Source organism: Streptomyces sp. NPDC107654 (assembly GCF_055639035.1).
The window spans coordinates 52,296-79,173 of the sequence record NZ_JBVKBI010000013.1 but is presented as its reverse complement, the minus strand read 5'-3'; the positions used below and the strand labels follow the sequence as shown (position 1 = coordinate 79,173).

Genomic DNA, 26,878 nt, shown 5'->3' with positions numbered 1-26,878 from the left:
GTCGTCGGCACCAAGACGGCGGCCGCCGCACCGCGCTCGCGAGCGTCCCCGAGATCATGTCACGGTCGGCGAGATTTCCTGTTTGCCCCTGTCTCGCGTACAACCTTCCGATGCGGCCGCCCGTCTCACCCAACATCAGAGTCACACGACCAAGGGGGACAGGATGAGACGTATCACAGCGGCAGTGGCGGTGCTCATGCTCACGGGCGTCACGTTGGGAACGGCGGCGAGCACCGCGGGCGCGGCCCCGGCACAGGCACCCCGCCCGGTGGCGGCCTGCCCGACGGGCTGGGGCAGCGGCGCCAAGAGCGCTGCCACCGCGGGGGCCGATCACCTCACGGACGTCAGGACCGGACAGCACGAGTGCTACGACCGCATCGTGTTCGACGTGCCCGGCGGCGGCGACCGGATCGGCTACCACGTCCAGTACGTGGACCGGTTCCACGCGGATCCCTCGGGCCGGTACATACCCGTGTCCGGCGGGGCGATCCTCGACATCCGCGTCGACGCGTGGAGCTACGACCTGGACGCCGGCGCGCCGACCTACCCGGGCCAGGTGGGCAAGGCTCTGCCCGGCGTCGACATCAGCGGGTACAGCACCTTCCGGGACACCCGGTTCGGCGGCACCTTCGAAGGACAGACGCAGGTGGCTGTCGGCACACGCGCCCGACTGCCGTTCCGCGTGACCCAGCTGCCCGACCGGATCGTCGTCGACGTGGCCCACAGCTGGACCAGTTAGCCCACGCCCGTTCCGGCAGGGACACTCCGGCTCTTGTGTCCCTCGCCGGTCAGCGGGGACGCTGCCGGAGCCGGTGCCGAGCACCCCCGTACCCCTGCCGGAACTGCGGCCGGTTCCGGCGAGCGAGCCGGATGAGGACGGTTCGCCCGAGTTGGCGCACCGGCCGCCGGAGCGGCGCGCAGGGTTCGGGCGGGGGGGTGACCGGGGGTGCGGCCGGCCGGTCAGACCAGGATCAGTACGGCGATGATCGCGATCAACGTGATGACCGTGCTGGCGGTGATCAGGCCGAGCCGGGCCGGTGCGTAGAGCCCGACGTCGAGCTGACGGCCCACCGATCGGTAGCGGATCGTGCCGTATCCGCTGATGAGGAGTCCGGCAAAAAGCATGATCGCACCGGCGGCGACGGCATGGATTCCGCGGTGTGGCGCGAACTTGGCCACGGCTACGCCGAGGGCGGCCATGCTGATGCCCGTGCGCAACCAGGCGAGGTAGGTCCGTTCGTTGGCCAGGTGGTCGCGGGCGCGGCTGCCGGTGTTGGCAGTGGCCGCGGCCTCCTTGGGCGCGTCTCGACTCATCTGCTCCTCCGCGGCGGGTGCCCTCGCACCACTGCTGCCGCTCTCCGTGATCTGCGCCGTTCCTGGTCCCGGCCGGAACGACCGGCGGTGCGTCGGCGTCAGCCCCTTCGTACAGCGGGTGGTGACCAGCGCCCGCTGAGGACCTCCGGGCGGGGTGCGTACAGGCGCAAAGTGACGCCCAGCGGGCCGGTAGGTGCGGGAAGCCAGTTGGCTTCGCGTTCGGGGCCGGGACGGGCGTGACTGATCAGGATGTCGAGGGAGCCGTCGCCGTTGTAGCTCAGCCGGTCGCGGTCGCCGAGCGCGAAGCGATCCAGCTCGTTGGGTGCCTGGAAGCCGGCCGCGTCGTACATGGTGACGGACCAGAAGGCGGAGACCGGAGGCAGCGCATCCGCGTCGAAGTGCAGGACGTAGTCGCGCTCGCCCACCAGCGGCTCCGCGTCGGCATCGACACCGAGAACCGGATAGACGGCGTCTTCGGGCTGGTTGGCGCCCAACCCGACCATGCTGACGACGGCGCGCTGGAAGTAGTCGTTGCCGTAGACCCCGATGTTTTCCGTGACGACCGACCAGCCGTTGACCTGCCGCCCCAACGAGGTGCGGGCGGCGAGCATCTGCTGTTGGGCCTCGTCGACCCCCGTCTGGATCTCATCCAGTTGCTCCGGAGTGAAGTCGCCGTCCGTGAAGGGACGCCCGGGGACGAGACCGAGACCGGCGATACGGGCCAGGACCGAGAAGTCCGTGGCGTGCGGGGGATGCACGCGGAGCAACTCGGCGCCGCGGCGGAAGAACTCGACGGCGCCGAGCCCGTTTATGAAGGAGAGCGGCTCCTCGGACACGGCTTCGGTGCGCTGCTCGGCGTCGTCGGGCGCCGGCATGCGCGGAGTGATCGTGTAGCCCTCCTGGATCGCGTTGACGGACTTGTAGTCGTCGGGACCGTTGGTCTGCGTCCGGCCGATGACCCATACATACGGCGTCGGCGCTTGGATGACGGTGGCGTCCTGCGCGTCTCCGACCTGGTCACCCGGCGCCACAACGGTGTAGCGCTGGGTGCCGGTACCCGTCGTACGCTTGCCCGGCGCGGCGAACACGTCCGTCCACATGTCGAGCATCGGCAGCAGGAAGTACCTGTCCTCGGTGTCCTGTACGGACACGTCGACCGGTCCACGGGTCAGGTCCAGCCAGGCGGTCGAATACAGGGTGTCGAAGTTCGGGCGGACGACAAGACGAAAGTCCGCGGACGGGAACTCACGGATGTGGTGGAACTGGTTGGGCGGCCCCAGCCCGGGCTTGAAGCCCGCCGGCACGCTCACACATTGTTCACGCGTGACGTCCATCGTCACCAGCGGATACAGGTAGATGTAGGCCTCACGGCTCAGAGTCCGCAGGTCATCGGTCAGTCTCGTCATGAACGGCGCTCCTGCCCTCTGCACTCGGGACACGAAAGAGAGAACGCCCCCCTCCCCAGGCTGACACGGCCCTCAGTCGTTGGCGACACGAGGCGACGAGCAGTGAACCGGACCACGCAACGACACCGTCCGGCAGGCCCTTCGCCACCACAGCCGCCCCGCCTGCTCCGCCACCGGATCCGAGGACTCTCCCGGCCGCCAGCGGACGACGGACGGCTACGACGCCGGTCGTGTCGGTGCCCCGCACGACGCGCGTGGTCTCCAGCCCGGTCCGAAGCCGCCGCCGGTCATGACGGCGGGCCTTCCGGTGAGGTCGAGGCGGGCCAGGACTTCGGCCGCGGTGCTGCCCCGCCGAAGCCGGGGCCGGTGGGCTGCTGTGCTCTGACGCCCCGGGGGTCAGCCGTTGAGGTTCCGCATCAGCTCGGGGGCGTAACGGTCGCCGGAGACGATGCCGCGCGGGGCGACGGCTTCGATGGCTGCCACGTCCTCGTCGGTGATCGTCACGGTGGCGGCCGCGACGTTCTCCTCCAGGTAGCGGCGGCGCTTGGTGCCGGGGATGGCGACCGCGCCCTGACGCAGCACCCAGGCGAGAGCCAGCTGGGAGGGCGAGATCTGCTTGGCGGCGGCGATGCGGCGTACCTGGTCGACCACCGCCAGGTTGCGGGCGAAGTTCTCGCCCTGGAAGCGCGGGTCGGTGCGGCGGAAGTCGTCGGCGGCGAAGTCGTCCGGGCTGGTGATCGCACCGGACAGGAACCCGCGTCCGAGCGGCGAGTAGGCGACCAGGCCGATCCCGAGCTCGTGCAGGGTGGCCATGACCCCGTCGTCTTCGATGCCGCGCTCGAAGAGCGAGTACTCGGTCTGGACCGCCGTGATCGGGTGGACGGAGTGGGCGCGGCGGATGGTCTGCGGAGCGGCTTCGGACAGGCCGATGTAGCGGACCTTGCCGGCGGCCACGAGCTCGCCCATGGCACCGACTGTCTCCTCGATCGGCACCTGCGGGTCGACCCGGTGCAGGTAGTAGAGGTCGACGTGGTCGGTGTTCAGGTGGCGCAGGGAGCGGTCCAAGGAGCGCCGGACGTACGCGGGACGTCCGTTCTGGCCGACGAGTGTGCCCTCGTCGGTGAACTCGATGCCCGTTTTTGTGGCGACGACGGCCTGCTCGCGGCGGCCGGCGAGAGCCTTGCCGAGGAGCTGCTCATTGATGAAGGGACCGTAGCTCTCGGCGGTGTCCAGCAGGGTCACGCCCAGTTCCAGACCACGGTGGATGGTGGCGAGGGACTCGGCCTCGTCGGTGTTGCCGTAGAAGGCGCTCATGCCCATGCAGCCGAGTCCTTCGACGGAGACGGTCAGGCCCTGGCTGCCGAGGGTGCGGAGTTCCATGGTGATCTTCCTTGCTGTTGCGGGTCGTCCCGCGTGTGTGACTGGTTGGTTGGGCGTCCGGTGCGCCGCGGCCTGCGCCCCGGAGTGACCGGCCGGGCGCCGATCGCGGTGAGGCGGGGCGCGGCGGCGGTGTGGCGCCGACGAACGGGGACGCGGCGGCGGTGTGGCGCCGACGAAGGGGGATGTTGTGCGGGTTGTCGTGCCCGGGGTCGGCAGTGCGCCCGCGGGGGCGTGGGGCGGGGCGGTCAGCGCACCCAGGTTCCGGTGAGGGTCTGGACGGCGGAGCCGTCGAGGTCGGCGAGGGTGGTGGCGACGAAGTCGCGGGCCCATGGCGAGGTTTGGACACGGAAGGGCGGGTGGGCGGCCGTCAGTGCGTCGACGATCGGGGCGGCTGCCTCCGCCGGGGTCTGGGCATGGGCGAACGACTGCTGGGTGCGGGTGATGTAGGCCTCGAGTGCCGGGCCGTAGGGCCCGGCGGCGGCGAGCAGCGCCGGGACGTCCAGGCCGAGATTGGCGACGAACTCGCTCGCCACCGCTCCCGGCTCGACCACGGTGACGTCGACGCCGACGGTGGCGGCGACCGGCGCGAGGGACTGCATGAAGCCCTCGACGGCGAACTTGGCAGCGCAGTAGGCCTCGTTGAAGGGCTGACCGACGACGCCACCGACGCTGGTGACGGTGATCAACCGGCCCTTCGACGCACGCAGGTGCGGCAGGGCGGCCCGGGTCACCGCCACCACACCGAAGAAGTTGACCTCCATGGCCGCGCGGACGTCGTCGACACTGCTCTGCTCGATGGTGCCGACCTGGGCGGCACCGGCGTTGTTGACCAGCGCGTCCAGGCGGCCGTGCTCGGCGACGACCTCGTCCAGGCAGGCGGTGATGCGAGCGGCGTCGGTCACGTCCAGGCGCTTGACCTGGATCCGGTCCGCCACACCCGCCTCGGCGGCGGCCTCGATCAGGGCCTCGGCCTTGCCCGTGTCGCGCATGGTGGCGATGGTCGTCCAGCCCGCCCGGGCGGTGCCGATGGCGGCGGCCATGCCGATGCCGGAGGACGTACCAGTGATCAGAACCGTTTTCGGGGAGGTCATGCGGGTCTTCCTTGCTCAGGGACACAACGGGGCGACACCTCGTAACCGGGGAGTTCCCCGGTTAGCCGCAACCGTAAGTGGGGAACTCCCCGGTTGTCCAGCTAGACTGGTCCTCCGACGAAGGGAGCACCCTTGACCACCAAGCCGAGCGTGTTGCGCGCCGATGCCCGCCGCAACCGCGAGCGCATCCTCGAAGCGGCCGTGCGCGCCTTCTCGGAGAAGGGCCCGGACGTCGCGATCGACACGATCGCCAAGGCCGCGGGCGTCGGCTCGGCCACGCTCTACCGCCACTTCCCCACGCGCGAGGCGCTCATCGAGGCGGCCTACCGCAACGAGCTGGCCCGTGTCTGCGACAGCGCCGCGAAGCGGCTCGCCGACAACCCGCCCGACCGGGCGATCCGCCTGTGGATGGACGACTTCATCGACTACGTGGCTGCCAAGCAGGGCATGGCGGACGCCCTCCGGGCCGCGGTCGCATCCGGTGCGGACCCCTTCGCCGAGACCCTCGACAGGCTCGGCACCGCGCTCGGGACCCTGCTGTACGCCGGCGCCGACGCCGGCCTGCTGCGCCCGGACGTCGACCCCCTCGACGTCGGCTTCAGTCTGGCCGGCGTCGCGTTGATCACCAGCGCCCCCGATCAGCGCGAACGGGCCGGCCGCCTCCTCGACCTGCTCCTCGACGGCCTCCGCTACGGAACGGAAGGGCCGGCGTCCAGCGCGTGACCCGACTCCGGCCGCGTTCCGCACGCGCACCACTACGTACCATCCGCTCTCCGGCCCCAGCGCAATCACGTAGATACACCGTCGCTGCCGCCGCGGAGGCGCTGCGGGGCTCCTGTCGTAGTTCCTCCTCAGGGTCGGGTCGAATCGGGGGCAGCCGCTCGTCGAGCAGGCCCGGCCATGTCGGGTACGGAGACGAGGCTGCCGGCCGCCGTCCGGACGGGAGTCCGCGTGACGTGGACATTGCCGGAGCCGATGCTGACCGCTCCGGTACCCGACCCCGATCCGCGGCCGGCCGGATGGACAAGTCCCGCGATCACAGGGACACCACGCGGTCCGTTGCACCCCGCGCCCGGCACCCCGCACCCCGCACCCCGCAGACGACGCTGGTGAGGCGTCCTCTGCGGGGTGCGGATCTCGTATGGCTCAGTGCTTGTCCCGCTCGGTACCGGAGGGGCCGGGGTGCGTCACTTCACCATGCGGCAACGGCGTGCATCGTCCGGGGCGACGCCGAGACGCCGAAGAATCCGACCACACTGCGACCGGCAAGACGACACCGCGGATGCGTGGCATCACCCCGCGCCATCTGCTGCGTGCGCTGCCCTGGGTTGACCGAGTCACCGCAGTCGCGGTCGGTTGCGGAGCCCGACCGGGTCGCAGGCGGTCACGGACGGAGCCGGCAGGCCGCCCGGCAGCCTGACTTGGGAGGAGCAGCCCGTCGCGTCGAGCAGCAGTTCAGCGGTTTCCCCGGGGGTTTCCCGGGTCCTACTGGAGTGGGCAACAGGAGGGTCCTCGACAGCCGATGGCGGCACGGCTCAGTCTCGAAGGGCCGGCGGCTGCGTCGCAGGTCCCGGGACGCGAGCGGTGCTCGTGGGCCGGGGTCGGCGCAGCGTTCGTGCCGCACAACTCCGCTCCACCCGGCACGGGCGCAATGGGCCTACACGCACCAGTGACTCTCTCCGCCGGCCTTCCCCAGGCAGATCCCAGGCAGTGTTCTCGAGGAGGACTCGTGATCGTACGCAGGAAGCTTTCCGTCGCCCTGGCCACCGCCGCGCTGGCCACAGGGCTGCTCACCGTCGCCGGTCCGGCATCGGCGAAGCCCGCCGGTCCCGCCGGTCAGGCCGCTGCCGAGTGCGGGGTCCGCTCCGACGGCAAGTTGTGGTGCGGCAACCGCGTGGGTGCCAAGGGCTATGAGCACCGGTCCTACGGTTCGGCGGTGCGGGGGCCGTTGAACACGTCGTTCAGCTGGTTCGCGTGCTGGGGCCCCGGTGACCCCCATGGCGGCGGCAACAACATCTGGTACTGGACCAAGCTCGACAACGGACAGTGGGGCAACGTGCCGGCCGTGGACGTGCACACGTCTGTCGACCCAGCTCCGGGCCTGCGTCAGTGTTGAGCCGCCTCCCGGCGGCGTGAACGAGGCTCGCCTCCTGAGTGGGGCGGGCCTCGCGGCGCGTCTTCGACCGGCCGGGCACGTCCTTCTCGGGCCGGTACCCCGCCGTCCGTCGCAGCCTGACCGTACGGAGGGACGCGGAGGGCTCATCGCCACCGGGCCACGTGGGCAGCCGGCACGGCCCAGCTGCCTGATCCGGCTGGGAGGTGGGCGCCAGGTGCTGCGGGTGCGAGCTCTGGGTGTGCGGTGCGCACCTGCCGATCGCATGGAGCGTGTCGAACCGGGCAACCGGTGATCACAGCTCGACGATGCGAGAGGAGATCACCGTGCACAAGGGAAAGTGGATCACAGGTAGCGCACGCAAGGAGCTGGCCGAGGCCTTCACCAAGGAGTACAACGAGGGGGGAACGATCCGTTCCATAGCCGAGGCCCATGGTCGGTCGTACGGCTTCGTGCATCGCGTCCTCACCGAAGCGGGCGTGCCGCTCAGGGCGCGGGGAGGCGATGCGCGCACCGGCGCGGCCCAGTCGACGCGGTGACCGCCGCCGGGTGCCCCGGCGCGGAGTTCCGCGAACACGTCACGGTCCGCGATCGACTGTGGGTGTAGCCCTGTCCCGGGGGCAGTCGGTCCGCGGGATGGTGACGACTGTTGACGGCCCGGGTGTGGTGGCGTGCGGTGGGCGGCCGGATATTCGCTGGTCGTCGCTTGTCGGTGGTGGTCATACTGCGGCGATGGACCCGGTGACCCTTGAGACCGGCCGTCTGGTGCTTCGGGCTTTCGAACCTGCCGACGTGGATGCGGTGTACGACGCCTGTCAGGACGGGGACATCCGGTTCTACACCCCGGTGCCGGTGCCGTACCGGCGTGCGGACGCGGAGAAGCTCGTCGGCGAGAAGCTACCCGCTCAGTGGGCCGAGGACAGGGACTACACCCTCGGCGCGTTCCGCAAGGACACCGGCGCCCTGGTCGGCTCGTACTGCCTGACCCTCATCAGCCGCGGCGTCTGGGAGCTCGGTTACTGGGCGGTCAGGGAGCAGCGCGGACGCGGGTACTCGGTGGAGGCCGCTCGTGCCCTGTGCGACTGGGGCTGGGCCACGCTCGACGTGCACCGCATCGAGTGGTGGGCCATGGTCGGGAACACCGGCTCGCGTGCCGTCGCCGAGAAATTCGGCTTCATCGTCGAGGGGACACCGCGCAGTCGCGGCATCGCCAACGATGGCACACCGCACGGCTGGTGGGTGGGCGCATTGCTGAGCCCCTGATGCCCGGCCAGTGCTTCGCCCGCTGCGGGAGCGGCCGCGTCATGTCCCGGTGGCGGCGTGCGCCTCCGAAGCCAACGGTGATCGCGAGGTCAGCTGGCTCCGGCCGGGTTGGTGTCCTCGCCAAGGTAGGTGCCGTATCCCTCGACGATCAGCGGACCGTCGAAGATCAGCACCTCGTTGACCAGGCCGCCCTTCTGGTTCCGGTAGTTGATGACCAGGCAGTTCACCCCGATGTACGTGCCCAGTACCTCGAACCGCAGGTCGGGGATCCGCCGTAGGCCCTCCGCCCAGTAGGCGCGCAGTGCGTCCTTGCCCCGGATGACCCCGTCGCCACCGATCAGTTGCGCGGCCACCGGGGACCGGAACGAGACGTCCTCGGCGAAGTGCGACAACACGGCGTCCAGTTGGTGCGCGTTCCACGCCGTCACCCAGGAGTCGACGAACTGGCGCGCGGTCGCATGATCCATGGGCGCATTGTGCCCCGGACCGCGTCGGCCCATCCAGCCGGTTCCGGTGCAGCGGCAGTACTGCGGCAGCACTGAGGACCGACAGTCGGCAGGTGGGGTCTCCCGTCTCCGACATCCCCTGAGCCGCCGTGCGTTCGGCGGTGCGCGCCGACAGGTGACCAGGTGACACCGTCCACGCCTCGCGCCCCCTGCCGTCAGTCCCTGCCGACGACGATCACCTCGTCCTCGACCGTCCAGCGGCGCCGCTCGGCTTTGGGTGGGTTGATCCGCACGCCGTAGCGCGGGCTGGTCGACGAGTCCTCATGGCTTCGGTAGCCAATGGCGCATTCGCCGCGGAGGCGTGCCGCGGCCACGACCGTGGCGAAGGACGTCTCACGCCCTGGCAGCACATAGTCGGGGGCCGGCCGCATGCGAACCCCCATGCCGTGGGCGGAGAACAGTTCCTCGAACACGGCCGCCAAATACCGGTTCTGGGAGATCTGCGTCATGAGCAGGCCGATGAGCTTGCCGCTGACGATCACGTCGGCTCCGGGACCGATGGGGGCCAGGGCCCGGTTTCGGTCGTCGATCAGTTCGGTGACGACCGGCAGTTCGCGTCCGGTCGCTTCCTCCAGTTGGCGCAGGAGCAGAAGGGTGACGAGCGTGCGGTTGTCGGGGTCGTCCGGCGGTTGTCCTGGAGCGGGGTCCTGGCCGAGCACGATGACGCTGTCATAGAGGTGAACGTCCAGACGCCGCAGGGTCTCGAGACGGGTGATGTCACCGTGGTGCAGTGTCAGGGTCAGGTCTGTGCCGCTGTCCGTGTCCGCCTCGCTCACCTGCCGGATGGTCGCTTCATCGCCGTTCGCCACCACGTCGACGGCTGATCCGGGGCGGGCGCGGCGGTGCAACTGCTCGACCACGAGCGGGGCTCGGCGGTTCCAGCCCAGCAGGAGCACCCGCTCCGGTCGCACCGGCGTGGCCGGACCGGACGCCATCGCCGCTTGCTCGACCAACCCCGCGCAGTCGGATGCCCAGGCCGAGTCGTCGTCACGGGAGATGACGACGAGCAGGTCACCGGGAGCGAGGGGGGTCTGCGGTGGCGGGTTGAGCAGAGGGGTGCCTCCTCGCATGATCCCGACGACGCTGGACGTCGGGTAGCACAGCAGAGCGTCGCCGAACGGGCGGCCGGCCAGGGCCGGCTGGTTGGCCAGGTAGAACTCGTCGCCCGCGAAGTCGAGCAGTTCCTGGTGGACGAGGGAGAGGCCGGGGTGGCGGGCGGCCTGGACGATCAGCCGGGCGGTGATGGTGTCGCTCTCCAGCACGACGCCGCCCGGGCCCGCGGCGAGGTGGGCGGCCAGGCGGTACCGGTCGTCCCGGACGGCGGCGATGACGGGCGGGCGGGGCTCCTCCCCGGCCAGGGCTGCCCTGAGTGCCAGCAGCGTCTTGACCACCTCGGCGTCGGCGTCGGGCTCGTCCTGGGGCAGGACGAGCACGACACCGGCCGTGGCCGGGCCGGCCAGGCCGAGCACGGACGGGTCGGTGGTGGGGCCGCTGCGGCAGATCAGCCGCGTACGGCGGACCGGACCCACCTTCGTGCTCAGGGCCTCCTCCATGGTGCTCTTGTCCCGGTCGGCCAACACGGCCACCGCGGCGCGCCGTTGGTTGGCGTTGGCGGCCACCAGTTCGCTCACCACCGTGAAGATCTGCTCCGACCACCCGAGGACCACGGCGTGCCCCCTTTCCAGCACGGTGGAACGGCCTCGTCGCAACGCGGTGAGCCGCTCCGTCAGCGCCGTCGTGATCAGGCCCACGAGCGTCGAGACGTACAGCAGGGCGACCAGCGCGAGCAGCACCGACATCGTCACCCGCAGCGGCGTACCCGTCGCACCGCCCAGCCGCAGGGTCTCCCCGGTGAGGCGCCACACCTGCGCCAGGCGGCCCACCAGGGACGCCGGCGCGTCGGGCTCGGTCCACACCAGGACCGCACTGGCCGGGACGACGACGGCCAGGCACAGCAGCGCCATCCAGCCGACGAGAACGGAGGCACCGCGAGCCAGTGTGCTGTCGAACCAGTAACGGGCCCGGTCCCCGAACCTAGTGCGCCGCTGCGCCACCCTTCCCCCTCCGTCACCGCGCACTTCCCTGAGCCGGGCCGGCGCCGCGGACGCGTCGCGCCGTCGGCGGGCCGCGCTGGAGAGCGCGGAGGTGAATACGCCTCCGGCAGTGTGAGGGACCGCACGGTGACGGCGAGGGCGGTTCGCTCGGGCTTCATCCCTTCGGGTCCACCTGGGCGTCCCTTTCGGCGGGCCTGCCGCCACCTCAGGGTTTCCGCCGTCCACCCTCCTTCCAGTCAACGCCGGCGCAAAGGGCGGACGCCGTCCGGAGCCGTGCTCGGTGCCCGCGCCGTGCGTCGGGCCCCGGTGACGAGCGTTCCGCGGCTGGTGCCGGCCGCGGCAAGCGCGGCCTGTGCGGTGGTCCGGGTTGGGCCCGCTCTTGGGTGGTGCGGGTCGCTTCCTTGCCGGACGGTCGCACCTCAAGGACGGTGGAAGGCGGGGCCGGCGGGTCGCCTCGGGTGACCCGCCGGGAGGTGGTGGCCGGACCGGTGTGGCGCCACGGATCGCGAACGTCCGGCATGTCGCCCATGGTGCAGGACGACTGCGCATCGTGCCTGCCGGCGAGCGAGGCCCCGCCACCGCGAGGGCGGCCGATGTCGACGACATGCCTCGTTGTCGAGCCTCGACCGGAGATTGCGCAGACCCGCTCCGCAGGTGGGCCCGGCCACCCGGCGCCACTGCCGCGCGACGCCGTCTTCGCTCGGGGACGCACTCATCGCCCGGCGGGCGCCGTCCGCATCCCGGTGCGCTCGGTTCGCTCGTCCGCGCCGGCCAGCCAGAAGAACACCAGCGGCAGACCGAGCTCGATCACCGCAAGCACGGTCTGGAACCACTGCGGCCATCCGTGCACAGCGAGCGAGAGCAGTCGACCGACCAGACCCAGCAAAAAGACGCCGGCCAGCCACCGTACCGCCTGAGCCGGGACAGGCCTCTGTCGGGCGGTCCACAGCCAGGCCAGCCCGTAGCCGGCGAAACCGGCCCCCATGAACCGGCCCCAGCTGTCGACCGTCGTCCCGGCGGAACCCGCGCCCGGGATCGCCGCGTTGCCGAGGACCACATGGAACACGCCGATGGCCACACAGGCCCACCCCGTCACCAGCGCGAGCACCCGCAGAGCCCTTGCCATGATCCCCCCAAGCCGTCCGGACAGCACCTTAGTTGGCATGCGTCTACCAGGCTGGGCGCGCCAGTAGACACATGTCAAGTAACCTGCATGCGTGCCTCCTCGTCAGCGACTCGACCCCGCGGACCGCCGCGCCCAGCTGCTTGCGGTCGGCGCGCGGCTCTTCGCCGCCCGCCCGTACGCCGACGTACTGATGGAGGAGGTCGCCCAGGAGGCCGGGATCTCCCGAGCCCTGCTCTACCGCCACTTCCCCAGCAAGCACGCCCTCTTCGCGGCCGTCTACCAACAGGCGGCGGACCGACTGCTCGCCGAGACCCGGCTCGACCCGGCCGACTCCCTGATCGAGCAGCTCGTTCAGGGCATGGACGTCCACCTCGACTACTTCGTGGCCAACCGCAACGCCGTCCTGGCCGCGAACCGGGTCCTCGCTGGTGACCCCGTCATTCAGTCGATCATGACGAACGAACTGGACGCACTGCGCACACGGCTCCTGGCCGTGCTCCCCCTCGCGGACGACGCATCCCGCGAGGTGGTGTCCGCCGTACTGAAGAGCTGGCTGGTCTTCGTCCAAGTCCTCTGCGTCGACTGGCTCGCCCGCGAGACCTGTACCCGCACCCAGCTCCGGGACATCTGCATCAGCGCCCTTCTTGGCGCCCTGCGCCCCGCACTCCCCGCCGGACACGCCCTTGAGTGGTCGCCACAATTGTCGGAGAACGGCGCCTGAGCGAAGTCTCCTGTACGGCCGTCGCTTCCGGGCCTGACCATTGAGCAGATCGAAGAGGCCGAATGGGAGTCACCGCGCGTGCGTGACGAGTGAATTCGGGGCCCTGGTTGGTGGCCGGGCCGGTTCGGGCCGGCGAGCGTGTGGAACTCGTGCGGCGCGGGTCGGCAGCGAGCAGCCGGGAATTGTCTCCGCGCACGCCAGTTCCCCGCCAGGCGTGCCGGCGTCCTCGGTCAACGGATCGACCCGAACACCAGCGAAGCCGCGGAGGAATGCCCAGGCCCGCCGCCGATCGGAAAGCGCGCCTTCCGGTACCTCGGCCACCTCTGAGCCGCGCACAGTTCGGAAAGGCCTGCATTTGCTGCTCGCGGCACTGGCTTCAGCGGCAGCACCCGCGTGTACCGGGCGCCGAGGGCGCTGCGTTGCTGTGGCGCAGTTCGCCGCGCACATGCTGGCGCCGCCCCCGGCAGCGGAGCCGGTGGGCGGCGCGGGCCGCTCGGTGCACCAGCGTTGGCGTGCGGACGCCGTCAACGGGTTGCGCCGGCGCGGGTCAGCCGACGTGCCAGGTGAAGCTGCCGCCGTTGCCGGCGGCAATGGCGAACATCACGATCATGAGAACGAGGTCGACCACTCCCAGGCCGATGTCCCACTTCGCCATCACCGAGCCGGTCTGACGCAGTGCCACGGCGCCGAAAATAATCGCCAACGGCCCCAGCACGATCGGAAGGATGAAGATTCCGACGATGCCGCAGACCAGTCCCGCTATCGCCAGCCCGCTCGTCCGGCTCGTGTTGTGCATGCCTATTCTGCTGTGGGACGACATCGATATCTCCCAAACTGTCGCGGTCGGCTGTTTCGCTCCTTCGGTTCCCTTCTGGTTGCCCGTCACGGCCGGGTCATTCCTATGATGCGTGGTCAAAGCCGCTTGCACACGCGGAAGTTGACCAACTCTCCTCACGGCGTGGGTGTACCGGCCGAGCCGCCGCCCACATCACTGCCGTACGGAGTCGTCCGCAACCTGCACGGGCGGCGGTTCCCTCATGCGGACGGCAGGGCTCAACAGGCCCCGGGACAAGTAGGCGACGCGGTCCGCCCGGCAACGCTCGTGTCGGCTGCGCCGGACGGCTGCGGGCAACGGGCGAGAGGTTCGGCGTGTGGGGCAACGTACGACACCGGCCCCGCAGACAGGAGGAGCAGGGTTCCACTGCTGGGTCTGCGGGACCGGTGCATCACTCACGTACCCTGCGATGCGTCCGATAAGCCCGATCCCTCCCAACCGTTTCCGGAGAGCGCCTCCTCGCACACGAGTGGGGCCCGGCCGTGTCCGGCCGGGCCCCACTCGTCCTGCGCGTGTGAAACGCGCTCCTCGCGCTGGGCGCCTTCGTCTACCAGCGGTACCAGCGGCCCTTGCGACCTGCGCCATCCGCGGAACGGACGACGAAGCCCAGCAGCCACACGACGAGCACGATCACCGCGATCCACCACAGCGCCTTCAGGGCGAAGCCCGCGCCGAAGAGGATCAGAGCCAGCAGAAGAACCAGAAGCAGGGGAACCATTGTTATCAACCTCCTGGACTCCTGATGCCCTTACTTCGGCCCTACAAGCACACAAAACATGAGTTACTTCCGTGGAATGAGGGGCATATGCGCGTCGCGCATGCATGGTTCCCCTCGTGTGGCGTCTCACGCACCCCCGCCATGCAGCATCTATCGCCTTGGGTGATGTCGTGGCCCTGGGTTCGTCAGCGCAGCAGCTGGGTCGGCCCAGGGCGAGGACGCCGCTACGACGATCCTGTCCCGTGCTCGCGCGAGCGGTGATCGGGCACTGCGGGCGGCTGCGCGCACGGTTCGGACCACCGCCCTTGGGTGACGACCCGTGCCGGCCCGGAGCCCCGGCCCGGCCACGCGCTCTCCCGCGCCCGGGCAGCTCCCCCACGGGCGGGCTGCCGGCCAGCCGGTGTCGGCCCGGCACCACCGGAAGTGCCGCCGGCTCAGGGCTCTGTCCGGCTCGCGTCCGGGCCGTTCACCACGGTGAGCAGATCGTCCCGCGCGGCCAGGGCGTCCAAGGAGAGTGTGCGGTAGCCGACTTCCTCGAAGAGTACGGTGATGCGGTCCCCCTCCTCGCTCAACACGGTGCCGCGGCCCCACTCGTCGTGCTGCACCAGGGCTCCGGGCGGGTAGGCGTCGGCGTCCGGATGCCGCTCGGCGCTCGTCGTGTCGCTGTCGCCGTTCTCCTGCTCGTCGCACATGTCGCAGTTGCCGCAGGGCGCCTCGTACTCCTCACCGAAGTAGCCCAGGAGGAAGCGCCGTCGACAGCCCGTGGTCTCGGCGTACGCCCGCGCCATGTCCACTCTCGAGCGGTCCATGCGCTTGTGTGCCTCGGCGGTGTCCACGGCGCGTCGGACCGCGCGCGACGGTGCCGTGCCCCGGACCGGACGGATGGCGCCCGACGCGTCCGTGACCAGGGCACCGGCTTCCTCCAGCAGGTTCACGGCCGTGGTGACCCTGGCGCGCGACATGCCGGTGTCCCGTCGTAGCGCAGCGATGTCCGGTGGGGCGTCGCGGTGGGCGTGGACCGCCCGTACCACCGCGTCCACGGTCTCCGGGCGAGGCGTGCGGCTGCTGAAGTACGCCTGCAACCCCGTGTCCTCGGTGCGGTAGTGCAGTACGGCGAGGGCGGGCCGTCCGTCGCGGCCGCAGCGTCCTGTCTCCTGGTAGTAGGCGTCCAGGGAGCCGGGCAGCGACGCGTGCAGCACGAACCGCACGTTCTCCTTGTCGATGCCCATGCCGAAGGCCGAGGTCGCCACCACGACATCCAGGTCGCCGCAGAGGAACGCGTCGTGGATCCGCCGGCGTTCGGCGGCGCGCAGGCCCGCGTGGTAGGCGCCGGCGGCAAGACCGAGGGAGGCCAGTTCCGCGGCGTAGGACTCGCTGTCCTTGCGCGTCGCCGCGTAGACGATCCCGGGCTTGGGAGCGGCTGCGGCGTCCTCCAGGACGCGGGAGCGGCGCTCGTCGTCGTCGAGGTGGCGGCGCACCTCCAGCCTGATGTTGGGACGGTCGAATCCGGTGACGAGCTGCCGCGGCCGGTCCATGCCGAGCCGTTCGACGATGTCCTGCCGTACCGGCGGCGCGGCGGTCGCCGTGAGCGCGAGGACGGGCGGTCGGCCCAGCCGTTGTACCGCCTGGGCCAGGCGCAGGTAGTCGGGCCGGAAATCATGGCCCCACGAGGACACGCACTGCGCCTCGTCCACCACGAACAGGGCCGGGTGCGCCTCGGTCAGCCGCTGTACGACCTCGTCCTTGGCCAGTTGTTCCGGGGACAGGTAGACATAGCGCACCGACCCCTCGCCCACCGCCGCCCAGACGTCCTCGGTCTCGGCGGCGCCGAGGTCGGAGTTCACGGCGACGGCGCCCGGGCCGCGGTCGCCGCCGGGCAGTCCGGCGATCTGGTCCCGCTGCAGCGCCAGCAGCGGTGACACGACGACGACCGGCCCGGACAGCAGCAGGCCGGGAACCTGGTACACGGCGGACTTGCCCGATCCGGTGGGCATGACGACGAGGCAGTCCCGCCCCTCCAGCACCCACTCCATGGCGGTGAGCTGCTCGGGACGCAGCTCCTTCCAGCCGAACACCTCGGCGGCCGTCTCGCGCAGCCGCCCGCCCCGTCGTCCGCGGGACGGTGTTCCTTCCCCGGTCATCGCACACTCCTCGCTCCGTGGCAGGGCTGTCCTGCCCGCCCCGGGCCGGCGGCCACGCGCGTAGGCGTGCGGCGCCGTACCCGGACCTTCCGCGAGTACCCCGCGGCCGGCCCTGACGCGCGGGTGCCCGGGAGCCCCGGCCGGACGCACGTCCCCTCACGGTCAGGTGGTCAGGTGCCGTTGCAACCAGTCGGCGGCGGCACGGCGGAAGAGCCGGCGGTTGTCGGCACGGAGGAACTCGTGTCCCTCGTCGAGCAGGGTGAGCAGTTCGGCAGTCACCCCGCGTTCGCGCGCCGCCCGTACGAACTGCTCCGACTCCCCCGGCGGCACATTGGTGTCGTGCTCCCCGTGCACGGCGAGCACCGGTGCCCGCAGCGCGTCGATGCGGCTCATCGGCGACAGCGCCCTCAGCAGTTCACGGTCGCGTTCGGGGTGACCGTACTTGTGGGCCGCCGACTGGGCGATCCAGGGTTCGGTGCCCTCGAAGAACGTCGCGAGGTCCGACATGCCGCACACCGCGATTCCGGTACGGAAGAGGTCCGGGTGCCAGACCAGGGAGGCGAACGTGAGGTAGCCGCCGTACGAGCGGCCCATCACCGCCAGCCGGGCCGGATCGGCCGGGCCGGCCAGCACCGCGTGGGCGGCACAGTCCGCCACGTCGTCGATCGCGGCGAACCGTCCCCGCCCCAGGTCCGCGTCGACGAACGACCTGCCGTATCCGGAGGACCCGCGGACGTCGGGGGCGAAGACGTCCAGTCCGCGCCCGAGGATCTCGTGGTACAGCGGGTTGAGGACGGGGCGTTCCTGGTCTTCGGGGCCGCCGTGCAGATGGATGACGCAGGGCGCCGGTTCGCCGGGGCCGCGGCCCGGCGCGCGGTAGTACCAGCCGTTCAGCGGCAGGCCGTCCCGGGCGGTGGGACGCAGGAGGACCGGTCGCACGGGCGGACGGCCCGGGGGAACCGCGTCCTCGTCGCGGGACGACCACAGGGTGCGCACCGGGGTCGCGCCGTCGGGCAACCACCAGATGCCGGGGCGACGGCGGGACCCGGACAGAGCCAGCAGCAGCCGGGGGCCGGCTCCCGCGATGCGGGTGACCACCTCGTGCGGCAGGGACACGGACCGGGACGGGCCCGTGTCCGCCCCGGACCGAGCGGACGCGTCCCGGTCCCGTTCGAGCCGAGCGGACGAGTCCCTGTTCTGTTCGGACCGAGCGGACGCGTCCCCATCCCGATCGAGCCGAGCGGACGAGTCCCTGTTCTGTTCGGACCGAGCGGACGCGTCGTGGTCCCGCCTGGGCCGATCGGACGAGTCCCGGTACCGTTCGAGCCGGCCGGACCCGTCCCGGTCCCGTTCGAGCGGACCGGACGCACCGGTGTCTGCCGTCGGCCGGCCGGAGGCACCGACGCCTGCCCCCGTGCCGCGGGACACGCCGATCCCTGCCCCGGGACCACCGGACACGCCTGCGTCTGCCCCGGGACCACCGGACACGCCGACCCGTGCCCCCGGACCACCGGACACGCCTGCGTCTGTCCCCGGCCGGCCGGACGCGCTCGTGTCCAGGACCTCCACCTCGCTCACGCCCCGGACGTTCCAGGCGAGCACGGCGGAACCGCCGTCCCGGGCGCACCGCAGCAGTTCCAGGTCGCTGCCCTCACGCGAGGCGCCGACCGACCAGCCGCACGGACGCCCATCCGGGTCGAGCGCCGCGGCCAGGAGCACCGCGAACTCCCGGTGGGCGTTGCTGCGCAGCCAGAGGGTGTCGGCGCGGGGTGAGAAGCCGCCGATCCACGGGTCGCCGTCGGCCACCGGCATCACACAGGTCGTCTCGTGGTCGGCGGTGCGCAGGACGACGGCCTCACGCCGGCCGCGGGGTCCCCGGCGGAGCAGCGCGAGGGCTCCGTCCCGGCTGAGGTCGCACACGCGGAGTGTCGCCGCGTCCTTCTCCACGGCGAGCAGGGCGGGGGCGGTGACACCGTCGGGGTCGATCAGGTACGCCGACAGCCCGTCGCCGAATCCGGCTGCCGGGGCGGTCCTGCCGCCCGGTGCGCCGATCACCGTCGTCTCCACGGTGAGCAGGGGTGACGGCAGTCCGGGTCCGGCGTCCGTACGGGGTGCCGGGCCGAGGAGCTGCGTGTCGCCCGTCCGGGCCTGCCACGGGGCCGGCAGCAGACCGTCGGCCGGGGCGGGGCCGGACGAACCGGCCTCCGCCGTGGCGTCCGGGGCGGGTACGGCGGTGGGGACCGCGACGGTCACCGCGACCGCCGACCCGTCGTGCGCCCAGCAGCCCAGGTGGGCGGAGCTGCCCGGCTCGGCTCCGGCGAGGATGTGCCGGTCGCTGCCGTCGGGGCGGACACACAGCACCCGGGTGTGCTCACCGCCGCCGGGGGCCGTGGTGTACGCGATCCAGCGGCCGTCGGGCGACCAGGACACCTCCGTCACGGGGTCCGGTCCGTCGTCGAGCAGGTGCACGGCCTCGCCGTCGACGGGACCCGTCCAGAGCTGAGGCACACCGCCTCGGTCGCAGATGAAGGCGACCTGGGTGCCGGACGGGTCCGCCGACGGGTACCAGCAGCCGTGCGCGATGAGCCGCGTCGTCGCCTCGCGGGGTCCGGAGGCGTTCGGCAGCGGGACGCGGGCGGGTGCGGCGAAGGCGGCGGTAAGGCCGTCCGGGGCCGGCGGGGGTGGGTGTGCGGTCCGCCGCAGGTGGGCGGTGGACGGCCGCTCGGCACCGGCCGTGCCGGCGTCGGGCGGCCGTACCGCGAGGGACTCACCGGTCAGATTCCGTGCGTCTGCAGCCATATCTCCAGCAAAGCCACTTGCCACAGTGCGTTCGCTCCGCGCTTGGTGCGGTGTCGGTCGGGGGCCGCCAGGAGTTCGGCGACGTAGGAGTCCTGGAAGAGTCCGCGCCGCTTCGCCTCGGGGGCGCCCAGTGCCTCACGCACCCTGTCCAGGACGGGCCCGGCCATGTGGGTGATCGCCGGGACCGGGAAATAGCCCTTGGGGCGGTCGACCACCTCGCGGGGCAGCAGTTTGCGGCCGGCCTCCTTCAGGACGCCCTTTCCGTCGTCGGCCAGCTTCAGTTCCGGCGGACACGCGGCCGCCAGCTCGACGAGTTCGTGGTCCAGGAACGGCACGCGGGCCTCCAGGCCCCAGTCCATCGTCATGTTGTCGACCCGCTTGACCGGGTCGTCCACCAGCATGACATGGGTGTCGAGGCGCAGGGCGGCATCGAGTGCCGTCTCGGCCCCCGGCACCGCCATGTGCTCCCGGACGAACCGGCCGGAGACGTCGTCCTGCGGCAGCATGTCCGGTTGCAGCATCGCGGCGAGGTCGGCGTGCGGCCGGTCGAAGTAGGTCTCGGCGTACCGGTCCGGCTCGTCCTCGCGGGCCGCGGCGGCCAGTTCCGGGTACCAGCGGTAACCGGCGAAGACCTCGTCGGCGCCCTGCCCGCTCTGGACCACCTTGACGTTCTTGGACACCTCCTCGGACAGCAGGTGGAAGGCGACCACGTCGTGGCTCATCATGGGCTCGCTCATCGCGGCGACCGCCGCGTCCAGGGCCGTCGACACGCGCCGCGAGGGAACCACCAGTTGATGGTGGTCGGTGGCGAACTCCCTGGCCACCAGGTCGGAGTAGCGGAACTCGTCGCCCTCGTCACCGGCCTCCGCCTCGAAGCCCACGCTGAACGTCGCCAGGTCGCGCTGTCCCTCGTCGGCCAGCAGGGCCACGATCAGGCTGGAATCCAGCCCTCCGGACAGCAGGACGCCGACCGGCACGTCGGCGACCATCCGTCGTCGTACGGCGGTGCGCAGCGCCTCCAGCACCGCGTCCCGCCACTCCGCGGCGCCCATGCCGGCGTGCTCGGGGCGGCGCGTGTACGACGGCTGCCAGTAGCAGTGTTCCTGGTGGGTGCCGTCCGGCTCGACGACCCGCACGGTGGCCGGGGGAAGCTTGCGCACCCCTGTCAGCACGGTCCGGGGTGCGGCCACGGTCGCGTGCCAGCTGAGGTACTGGTGCACGGCGGCCGGGTCCAGCGAGGTGTCGACGTCGCCGGCCGCGAGCAGCGCGGGCAGCGAGGAGGCGAAGCGCAGCCGCCCGGGCGTCTGTGCCAGGTACAGGGGCTTGATGCCGAGCCGGTCGCGGCCCAGGACCAGACGGCCGGTCCGGTGCTCGACGAGGGCGAAGGCGAACATGCCGTGGAAGCGGTCGACACAGGCGGTGCCCCACTGCCGGTACGCCGCGAGGACCACCTCGGTGTCGGAGGTGGACCGGAACCGGTGGCCCAGGGCCGTCAGCTCCGTGCGCAGTTCCTTGTAGTTGTAGATGCACCCGTTGAAGACACCGGTGATCTCCTGCTCGGTGTCGGTCAGAGGCTGGGCCGCGCGCTCGGAGAGGTCGATGATCTTCAGACGGCGGTGCCCCAGCGCGACGGCGTTCCGTGACCAGATCCCCGCGCCGTCGGGCCCGCGGGCGGCGAGCCGGTCGTTCATGCGCTCGACGGCCGCGAGGTCGGGCCGCGTGCCGTCGAAACGCATCTCTCCGCTCAGGCCGCACATCCGCAACCACCTCCCTGCCGCGCGTAGGGGGCGCGCGAGGTGCGCGGCGGTGAGGTGTGCGGCGGGCCGCCCACCGGTATGTGGCCGGAACTGATGGACACGGCGGTTCTTCTCCTTCGTGACGCGGGTATGGAACGTGGTTGCGGGCAGGGGGCCGGGGCCCGGGGTCGTGCCTAACGCCTCAACGGCCGGCGCCGGAGGGGTGGGCGACGGGGCGCGCGGGGGAGGCGACGTGCCGGGCGGGGGCGGGGGGCCGCCGGCGCGGCTGGTCGTCGCCGCGGGTCTCCGCGATCGCGAGGTCGGTGCAGGCGAGCAGGTCGTCCGCTTCGGCGGCGCGGCGCATGCGGTGGGCGGCGCTGCCGGTGGCGAGCGCCCGCTCCGCGAGGTTCCGGACCGGGTCCCAGTCACCGGCCGCCTCGAGCGCCGGGCGTACCCGTGCGAGCAGGCCGCGGACGACATCGGCCGCCGGAGCCTCGTGCCCGGTCGCGGGATCGACCAGGACCCCTTCCAGACCCGACCGCGCGGCCCGCCAGGCGGCGGCGCGCAGCCACTCGTGCCGACCTCGGCAGGCGGGCCCGTCCGTCGTCTCCAGCCGCTCGCGGGCCTCGGTCACCAGCGCCCTGTAGAGCCCGGCGATCAGGACGACCGTCTCCGCCCGGGGGGAGGCGTCGCAGATGCGCAGTTCGAGGGTCTTCTGGTGGGCGGACGGCCGGATGTCGTGGTAGATCATCCCCGCGTCGCTGATGACACCGGAGTCGATCAGGCTCTGCACGGCCGCGTCGTAGTCGGCGGCGTCGGCGTAGCACCCCGGCGGGCCCGCGGTGGGCCAGCGCTGCCACACCATGGTCCGCCAGCTGGCATAGCCGGTGTCGGCACCCAGCCAGAAGGGGGAACTGGCGGACAGGGCCAGCAGGACGTGCAGCCACGGGGACACCTCGCACATGAGGCGCACGGCCAGGTCGCGGTCGGGCACGTCGACGTGGACGTGAGTGCCGCAGATCAGCTGCTCGTCGGCGATCATGCGGTATTCGTCGACCATGTGGCGGTAGCGGCTCCCGTCGGTCGGGCGGGTGTCCTGCGTGCGGGCCAGCGGCACGGTGCCGGCGGCCACCACTGCCAGTCCGTGGGCGCTCGCCGCGGCGTCGAGCCGGCGTCTGGCCCGGACGACATCGTCGTACAGGCCGGCGAGGGACTCGTGCACACCGCTGTTCGACTCGACGGTCGCCTGCTGCAACTCGGTCGTGAAGGCGCCTTGGGGGAGCTTTTCCAGCATGGTGTCCGCTCGCGGCGCGAGCAGGCCCGTCTCCACCTCGACGATGTGGAATTCCTCTTCCACTCCGATGCGAACGGTCACGGCACTCCTAAGGTGACGGGCGAACGCTGACTGCCTCACCCGGGGAAATCGACCCGCTCCGCCGGTAACCGGGGGCGGGGCTGTGCACCTCCGACTTCCCGCCAGGCTCATTAATAAGCAGGGATGCTCCTTGGAGGGTGCGACCTCACACATGAGCGAACTGTCGTTCACCGTGAGTGACCGACGTCGCCCGCCGACCGCCTCCCGGCGGTCGGCGGCACCGGGTCTCGTCACGCCCGGAAGTGGCCCGGGGGCGACCAGGACGGGGCAGGTCAGGTCAGGTCAGGTCAAGGCGGCCCGCCCCGTGGCCTTCCTAGTCCCACCAATCGCTGCCGCCGTGCCAACGTCGGACCCACTCCTCGAAGCCCCATGCCTGGTCGCCTCGCGCCGGGACGGCTCCGACGTCGGCGACCATCCACACCTCGCCGCGGCGTGGGCCGGTGGTCAGCAGGAGCCAGAAGGACTGCCCGTCCTCGGACCCAAGAACGATGGACCCTCTGGTGAACACGGCGCCGATCCCTGGGTCTTCGGGGTCGACATCCTCGTCGTCCTCCCACAGCCAGGCCTCCTCCAGAGGAAAAGGCTCCCCTGGCTGCCGCGGACCGAGGTCGGGCCACGACTCGGGCAGCCAGCCGAGCGGCTGGAGACCGCCGTCGCCGGCGGGACCGATGCTGGAGCCGTTGCTGATCTCCGCGACGAAGGTGCGGTACGGCTCCGGGAGGGCCACCCGGTTCTCCCGCTCCCACTCCGCGACGGCCGCCTGTCCGAGGGGAGGCTCGCGCCATTCCGGCGGAAATGCGGAGCGCAGCAAGTCGAGGGTGGCATCGGTGGGGCGATCATCACATGTGTCGGTCACGGCAGCATGCTGGCAGAGGGCGCTGACAGCGCCTGCCTCGCGGCCGTTCGCGCCGGTGCTGCCCTGCCCGCGGTCACCCGGCGAGCTCCCCCGGTCATCAGGCGAGGTCGTTGGCCGTCGGCCCGGGCACGAGTCGAATGACCCGCGCCCTGCCCCGCGCCGCGACCTGGCGAAGCCCGCCGCGAGACGCAGCGGGCTTCGTCCGACGGGCTACTCTCGCGACTTCTCTCCCGAAGCTCTTCTCTCGCAGCTCGCTCAGCTCGTGGTGAGCAGGCCTTCGCGCAGGCGTGCCAGGCAGCGCGTGAGCAGACGGGAGACGTGCATCTGGGACACGCCGAGGCGTTCGCCGATCTGGGCCTGGGTGAGTTCCTCCACGAACCGCATGTGGATGATCTGCCGGTCCCTCTCGTCGAGTCCCGCGATCAGCGGGGCCAGGGAATGGAAGTCCTCCACCAGCTCCAGGGCGCCGTCCTCCACGCCGATGAAGTCCTGCAGGGCGCTCTCGCCGTCATCGCCGGCGTTGATCGCGGCGTCCAGGGAGGAGGAGTTGTAGCCGTTGGCGGCCACGCGCGCTTCGATCACCTCGTCCTCGGACAGGCTCATCAGCTCCGACAGCTCCTTCACCGTGGGCGTGCGGCCCAGCCGGCTGCGGAGCTCTTCGGTGGCACGGGCCAGTTGGACCCGGGCTTCCTGCAGGCGGCGCGGCACGTGGACGGCCCACGTGGTGTCGCGGAAGAAACGCTTGATCTCGCCGACGATGTAGGGGATGGCGAAGGAGGTGAACTCCACCTCGCGCGACAGCTCGAACCGGTCGATGGCCTTGATCAGGCCGATCATGCCGACCTGGACGATGTCCTCCATCTCCTCCGGACCACGGCTGCGGAACCGGCCGGCCGCGTAGCGGACCAGGGACATGTTCATCTCGATCAGCGTGTTCCGCGCGCACTGGTACTCGGGTGTGCCCTCCTCCAGTACCGCAAGACGGTCGAAGAACAGACGCGTCAGCTGCCGGGCGTCCTTCGGCGCCACCTGGGAGGGGTCGGCGACCTCCGATGGGCCGGCCATGATCGTGTCCGTCTTCGCCGCAGCCACTGTCGCCATGATGCTTCCCTCCCCTATCACTGCACGCCACCGGCGTGCCTCAGGCTGACGATCGCGCGTCTACCCCGGCATTCGGAGGTCATGCACACGAGGGGCAACATGCACGTCGCCTGTCCGACGAACGTGCCCGGGCTCGTCACTGTCCCGGCACCGTTCACCCCGGCGCCAGGAGTGTACGAGGCACGCGCGGGGGTAGGCACCCCAACCGGAACAGATGCTTCCGGAAACGCTGTACGGCCTGTGCCGCAGGTTGACCGCGCAGGTTGACCGCGCAGGTTGACCGCGCAGGCGGGCCGAGCAAGAAGGAGACGAGCATGAAGGTGACGCGATGGGTCGCGAGCGCGGGCGTGTGTGCCGCGATCGCCGGAGGCGTGGTACTGGGCGGCGGCACCTCGGCGATCGCGGCTGCTCCCGGAGCGGGCGACCATCACGGGGCTGTCAGCGCAACGGTCGGCGCCGGTGACCACGGCGGTGCCCGACAGCCCACGGATCCGTGGATCGCCGACCAGCTGGCAGCCTTCTACCCCTCGGCCGCCCACCGGCTGGCCGTGTTCGACCCCTGGGTCAAGGATCAGCTGGCCCTGCTGCATCCCGGCCGGTGAGCCGCGGGCGCACCCAGGAGGTCGTCCCCGCCCCTGGCGAGGCGACGGCCGACGGCGCGGACGGCGCGGACGGCGCCCGTACCCCACCGCCCGGCCTGGCCGTGAAGGAAGCGTCGCCGCCGTTCGGAGATGGCCCGGGTGATTTTTTGGGGGATTGCGGACGTAAGAGAGACGGGTGATACGGCCGTTCCCCACACAGGCCGCCGTGATGCCGTCGATCTCGCCATCGGGCCGGAAGAGGAGCCCGGGGCGGCCGTTGACCATGGTGGGGTCGACAGCGATGACGGCGTCCGTCTTGCCGAGGCCGCAGGCCGGCCAGGAAGCGGATCACCTTTCGGCGCCGATGACCGGCCGCAGCGCGGCGTGCTGGTGCACCGCCGTCATTGAGGACGACGAGGTCGGGCGCGAGCGCGTCGAGCAGCCCTTGGAGGTCCCTGCAGCGCTCGCCGGAACGACTCCAGCACGGCCCGGCTCTCGCTCACCGGGACCACGGAGCGGGGACGCCGGGCGTGGATGTACCGACGGGCCCGATGCGCGATCCGCCGTACCGCGGCAGCCCTCTTGTCGACCGCGGCGGCGATGTCGTCGTAACCGAAGTCGGAGACCTCGCGCCACACGAAGACGGCGCGCCCGGTCGGTGACAGCGTCTCCAGGACGAGCATGAACGCCATCCACACGCTCTCGGCGAGTTCGACGTCCTCGGCCACGTCCGGCGAAGGTCAGCGGGGGCTCCGGCAGCCACGGGCCACGCTGAGACGACCACGCATGGCCAGTGCCCACCGCGAAGGAGCGCGCCGGCCCAGGGCGGTGGACTGGCCGAAGTACCCCACGTCGATGACCGCGGGTCGCCCGCCGGCGATGTGTGCCAGCACGGTGTCGGCGGCCCGTCTCCGAGCGGACGCGCGGTCCGGCAAGCCGTCCGCAGCGGCCTGTCCGACGGCGCCGCCGCATCCCCGGCCGCGACGACGCGCGCGTCGTCCGCGCTCATCAGGGTCTCGTCGGTGAGCAGCCGGCCGGAGGCGTCCGTGGTCAGCCCGCTGCGGGCGGCCGGACCGGTACGCCAACCCGGCGGTCCCGATGTCACGGGGCTGGGCAGCGAGTTGTCGCCACTGAGGCGGACGGCATCATGAGTCACCGCCGTGACCTTCGCGTCGGGTCCTGCGAGCACGGTCACGCGGGCTTGGTCGGACGCCCGGCCGCCGCACGCCGAACTCGCGGGTGCAGGTACCGGCCGAGCGCGCCGCCGCACACCAAGGGTCGGCCGGCGGCCCCGCTCCGCCAGTTGGGCGGCGACCTCGACGCCGGTCGATCCGTCGCCCACCACCGTGACGGGCGCCCACCCCGGGCGCGGCCCCGACGGCTTCCCTCGGTCTCCGCGCTTCCTCCGGATTTGCGACCGGGTAGGCGGACTCGGTCGCCCCGACCGTCCCACCGCTCGTCTGCGCCGCGCGCCGCCCGCAGGCGTCGATGCGGCTCACGGTGTCGTCGACAGCGGAAGACGCAGCTCTCCGTCACCGAGAGCAGAGCGGAAGTAGCGGCGCCAACTTAAGTAAAGACGAAAGGAAAGTAGCTCCAACCGCTTGACCCCGCCCTCACCGCCGGGCATGGTTCCCAGGAGCGCCCGCTCTCCCCACCGCGTCAACCCCCGGCACGCAACGGCAACGCCTCCCCTCGGCCCGGGGCCGGACCGCCACGCCCCGGCTCGCCGCCCGAGGGAGCTCGCAACTCCCGTACTACGCGC

The 26,878-nt window shown here is 71.5% G+C and carries 22 protein-coding genes and 2 pseudogenes; 7 read left to right on the top strand and 17 right to left on the bottom strand.

The window, feature by feature from the left end:
- Positions 1 to 163 precede the first annotated feature (163 nt).
- Complete coding sequence (locus ACZ7N4_RS23155; protein WP_471360697.1) at positions 164 to 739, top strand: AMIN-like domain-containing (lipo)protein; 576 nt, start codon at positions 164 to 166, stop codon at positions 737 to 739.
- 221 nt (positions 740 to 960) lie between these two features.
- On the opposite strand, the gene ACZ7N4_RS23150 is transcribed toward ACZ7N4_RS23155, so the two are convergent.
- The 4 genes from ACZ7N4_RS23150 to ACZ7N4_RS23135 form a co-directional block, all read right to left on the bottom strand.
- Positions 961 to 1,314, bottom strand: a complete 354-nt coding sequence (locus ACZ7N4_RS23150) for a YidH family protein (protein WP_471360695.1) — start codon at positions 1,312 to 1,314, stop codon at positions 961 to 963.
- Positions 1,315 to 1,412: 98 nt separating this feature from the next.
- The gene (locus tag ACZ7N4_RS23145) at positions 1,413 to 2,720 is read right to left on the bottom strand and encodes a DUF1254 domain-containing protein (RefSeq protein ID WP_471360692.1); all 1,308 of its coding nucleotides are present in this window, start codon (positions 2,718 to 2,720) and stop codon (positions 1,413 to 1,415) included.
- A gap of 396 nt (positions 2,721 to 3,116) precedes the next feature.
- Positions 3,117 to 4,100, bottom strand: coding sequence for an aldo/keto reductase (locus tag ACZ7N4_RS23140; RefSeq protein WP_471360690.1), 984 nt, complete (start codon positions 4,098 to 4,100; stop codon positions 3,117 to 3,119).
- Positions 4,101 to 4,345: 245 nt separating this feature from the next.
- On the bottom strand, positions 4,346 to 5,191 hold the full coding sequence (locus tag ACZ7N4_RS23135; protein ID WP_471360687.1) for an SDR family oxidoreductase: 846 nt from the start codon (positions 5,189 to 5,191) through the stop codon (positions 4,346 to 4,348).
- A gap of 132 nt (positions 5,192 to 5,323) precedes the next feature.
- Between ACZ7N4_RS23135 and ACZ7N4_RS23130 the strand changes: the two genes are divergently transcribed.
- From ACZ7N4_RS23130 to ACZ7N4_RS23115, 4 genes are all read left to right on the top strand, one after another.
- Positions 5,324 to 5,914, top strand: coding sequence for a TetR/AcrR family transcriptional regulator (locus tag ACZ7N4_RS23130; RefSeq protein WP_471360684.1), 591 nt, complete (start codon positions 5,324 to 5,326; stop codon positions 5,912 to 5,914).
- Positions 5,915 to 6,920: 1,006 nt separating this feature from the next.
- Positions 6,921 to 7,307, top strand: a complete 387-nt coding sequence (locus tag ACZ7N4_RS23125; RefSeq protein ID WP_471360681.1) for a hypothetical protein — start codon at positions 6,921 to 6,923, stop codon at positions 7,305 to 7,307.
- 305 nt (positions 7,308 to 7,612) lie between these two features.
- Positions 7,613 to 7,843, top strand: a complete 231-nt coding sequence (locus ACZ7N4_RS23120) for a helix-turn-helix domain-containing protein (RefSeq protein WP_471360680.1) — start codon at positions 7,613 to 7,615, stop codon at positions 7,841 to 7,843.
- 193 nt (positions 7,844 to 8,036) lie between these two features.
- Positions 8,037 to 8,567, top strand: coding sequence for a GNAT family N-acetyltransferase (locus ACZ7N4_RS23115; protein ID WP_471360677.1), 531 nt, complete (start codon positions 8,037 to 8,039; stop codon positions 8,565 to 8,567).
- An 89-nt stretch (positions 8,568 to 8,656) separates the two neighbouring features.
- Here the strand turns inward: ACZ7N4_RS23115 and ACZ7N4_RS23110 are convergent, their stop codons facing one another.
- The 3 genes from ACZ7N4_RS23110 to ACZ7N4_RS23100 form a co-directional block, all read right to left on the bottom strand.
- Positions 8,657 to 9,034 (bottom strand): nuclear transport factor 2 family protein, encoded by a 378-nt coding sequence (locus ACZ7N4_RS23110; protein ID WP_471360674.1) that lies wholly within the window; start codon positions 9,032 to 9,034, stop codon positions 8,657 to 8,659.
- Between the two features lie 194 nt (positions 9,035 to 9,228).
- Positions 9,229 to 11,127: a CASTOR/POLLUX-related putative ion channel gene (locus tag ACZ7N4_RS23105; protein ID WP_471360672.1), complete on the bottom strand. Its 1,899-nt coding sequence runs from the start codon at positions 11,125 to 11,127 to the stop codon at positions 9,229 to 9,231.
- Positions 11,128 to 11,839: 712 nt separating this feature from the next.
- Positions 11,840 to 12,253: a DUF4345 domain-containing protein gene (locus tag ACZ7N4_RS23100; RefSeq protein WP_471360669.1), complete on the bottom strand. Its 414-nt coding sequence runs from the start codon at positions 12,251 to 12,253 to the stop codon at positions 11,840 to 11,842.
- Between the two features lie 91 nt (positions 12,254 to 12,344).
- Between ACZ7N4_RS23100 and ACZ7N4_RS23095 the strand changes: the two genes are divergently transcribed.
- On the top strand, positions 12,345 to 12,974 hold the full coding sequence (locus ACZ7N4_RS23095) for a TetR/AcrR family transcriptional regulator (RefSeq protein ID WP_471360666.1): 630 nt from the start codon (positions 12,345 to 12,347) through the stop codon (positions 12,972 to 12,974).
- Between the two features lie 547 nt (positions 12,975 to 13,521).
- Here the strand turns inward: ACZ7N4_RS23095 and ACZ7N4_RS23090 are convergent.
- The 8 genes from ACZ7N4_RS23090 to ACZ7N4_RS23055 all read right to left on the bottom strand — a co-directional run bounded on the left by ACZ7N4_RS23090 (position 13,522) and on the right by ACZ7N4_RS23055 (position 24,535).
- Positions 13,522 to 13,794, bottom strand: a complete 273-nt coding sequence (locus ACZ7N4_RS23090; RefSeq protein WP_471360986.1) for a DUF4190 domain-containing protein — start codon at positions 13,792 to 13,794, stop codon at positions 13,522 to 13,524.
- A 562-nt stretch (positions 13,795 to 14,356) separates the two neighbouring features.
- Positions 14,357 to 14,527: a DUF5670 family protein gene (locus ACZ7N4_RS23085; RefSeq protein WP_146464684.1), complete on the bottom strand. Its 171-nt coding sequence runs from the start codon at positions 14,525 to 14,527 to the stop codon at positions 14,357 to 14,359.
- Positions 14,528 to 14,961: 434 nt separating this feature from the next.
- Positions 14,962 to 16,668, bottom strand: a complete 1,707-nt coding sequence (locus ACZ7N4_RS23080; protein WP_471360663.1) for a RecQ family ATP-dependent DNA helicase — start codon at positions 16,666 to 16,668, stop codon at positions 14,962 to 14,964.
- 162 nt (positions 16,669 to 16,830) lie between these two features.
- Entirely contained in the window at positions 16,831 to 19,467 is a 2,637-nt protein-coding gene (locus ACZ7N4_RS23075) for a S9 family peptidase (protein WP_471360660.1), read from the bottom strand.
- A complete protein-coding gene (locus ACZ7N4_RS23070; RefSeq protein ID WP_471360659.1) occupies positions 19,443 to 21,224 on the bottom strand; it encodes an N-acetylglutaminylglutamine amidotransferase in 1,782 nt (593 codons plus the stop codon). The genes ACZ7N4_RS23075 and ACZ7N4_RS23070 overlap by 25 nt, the downstream gene beginning before the upstream one ends.
- Positions 21,225 to 21,405: 181 nt before the next feature.
- Complete coding sequence (locus ACZ7N4_RS23065) at positions 21,406 to 22,578, bottom strand: carboxylate-amine ligase (protein ID WP_471360656.1); 1,173 nt, start codon at positions 22,576 to 22,578, stop codon at positions 21,406 to 21,408.
- A gap of 313 nt (positions 22,579 to 22,891) precedes the next feature.
- Entirely contained in the window at positions 22,892 to 23,434 is a 543-nt protein-coding gene (locus ACZ7N4_RS23060) for an SMI1/KNR4 family protein (protein WP_471360654.1), read from the bottom strand.
- A 255-nt stretch (positions 23,435 to 23,689) separates the two neighbouring features.
- Entirely contained in the window at positions 23,690 to 24,535 is an 846-nt protein-coding gene (locus tag ACZ7N4_RS23055; protein WP_471360651.1) for an RNA polymerase sigma factor SigF, read from the bottom strand.
- Between the two features lie 314 nt (positions 24,536 to 24,849).
- Here ACZ7N4_RS23055 and ACZ7N4_RS23050 point away from each other — a divergent pair, with 314 nt between their 5' ends.
- Positions 24,850 to 25,137, top strand: coding sequence for a hypothetical protein (locus ACZ7N4_RS23050; RefSeq protein ID WP_471360648.1), 288 nt, complete (start codon positions 24,850 to 24,852; stop codon positions 25,135 to 25,137).
- Between the two features lie 144 nt (positions 25,138 to 25,281).
- On the opposite strand, the pseudogene ACZ7N4_RS23045 reads toward ACZ7N4_RS23050, so the two are convergent.
- Together ACZ7N4_RS23045 and ACZ7N4_RS23040 are read right to left on the bottom strand one after the other, a co-directional pair.
- A pseudogene (locus tag ACZ7N4_RS23045) lies at positions 25,282 to 25,884 on the bottom strand (sigma factor-like helix-turn-helix DNA-binding protein); the annotation flags it as partial.
- 247 nt (positions 25,885 to 26,131) lie between these two features.
- Positions 26,132 to 26,458, bottom strand: a pseudogene (locus tag ACZ7N4_RS23040) (FAD-dependent oxidoreductase); the annotation flags it as partial.
- Positions 26,459 to 26,878: the final 420 nt, after the last annotated feature.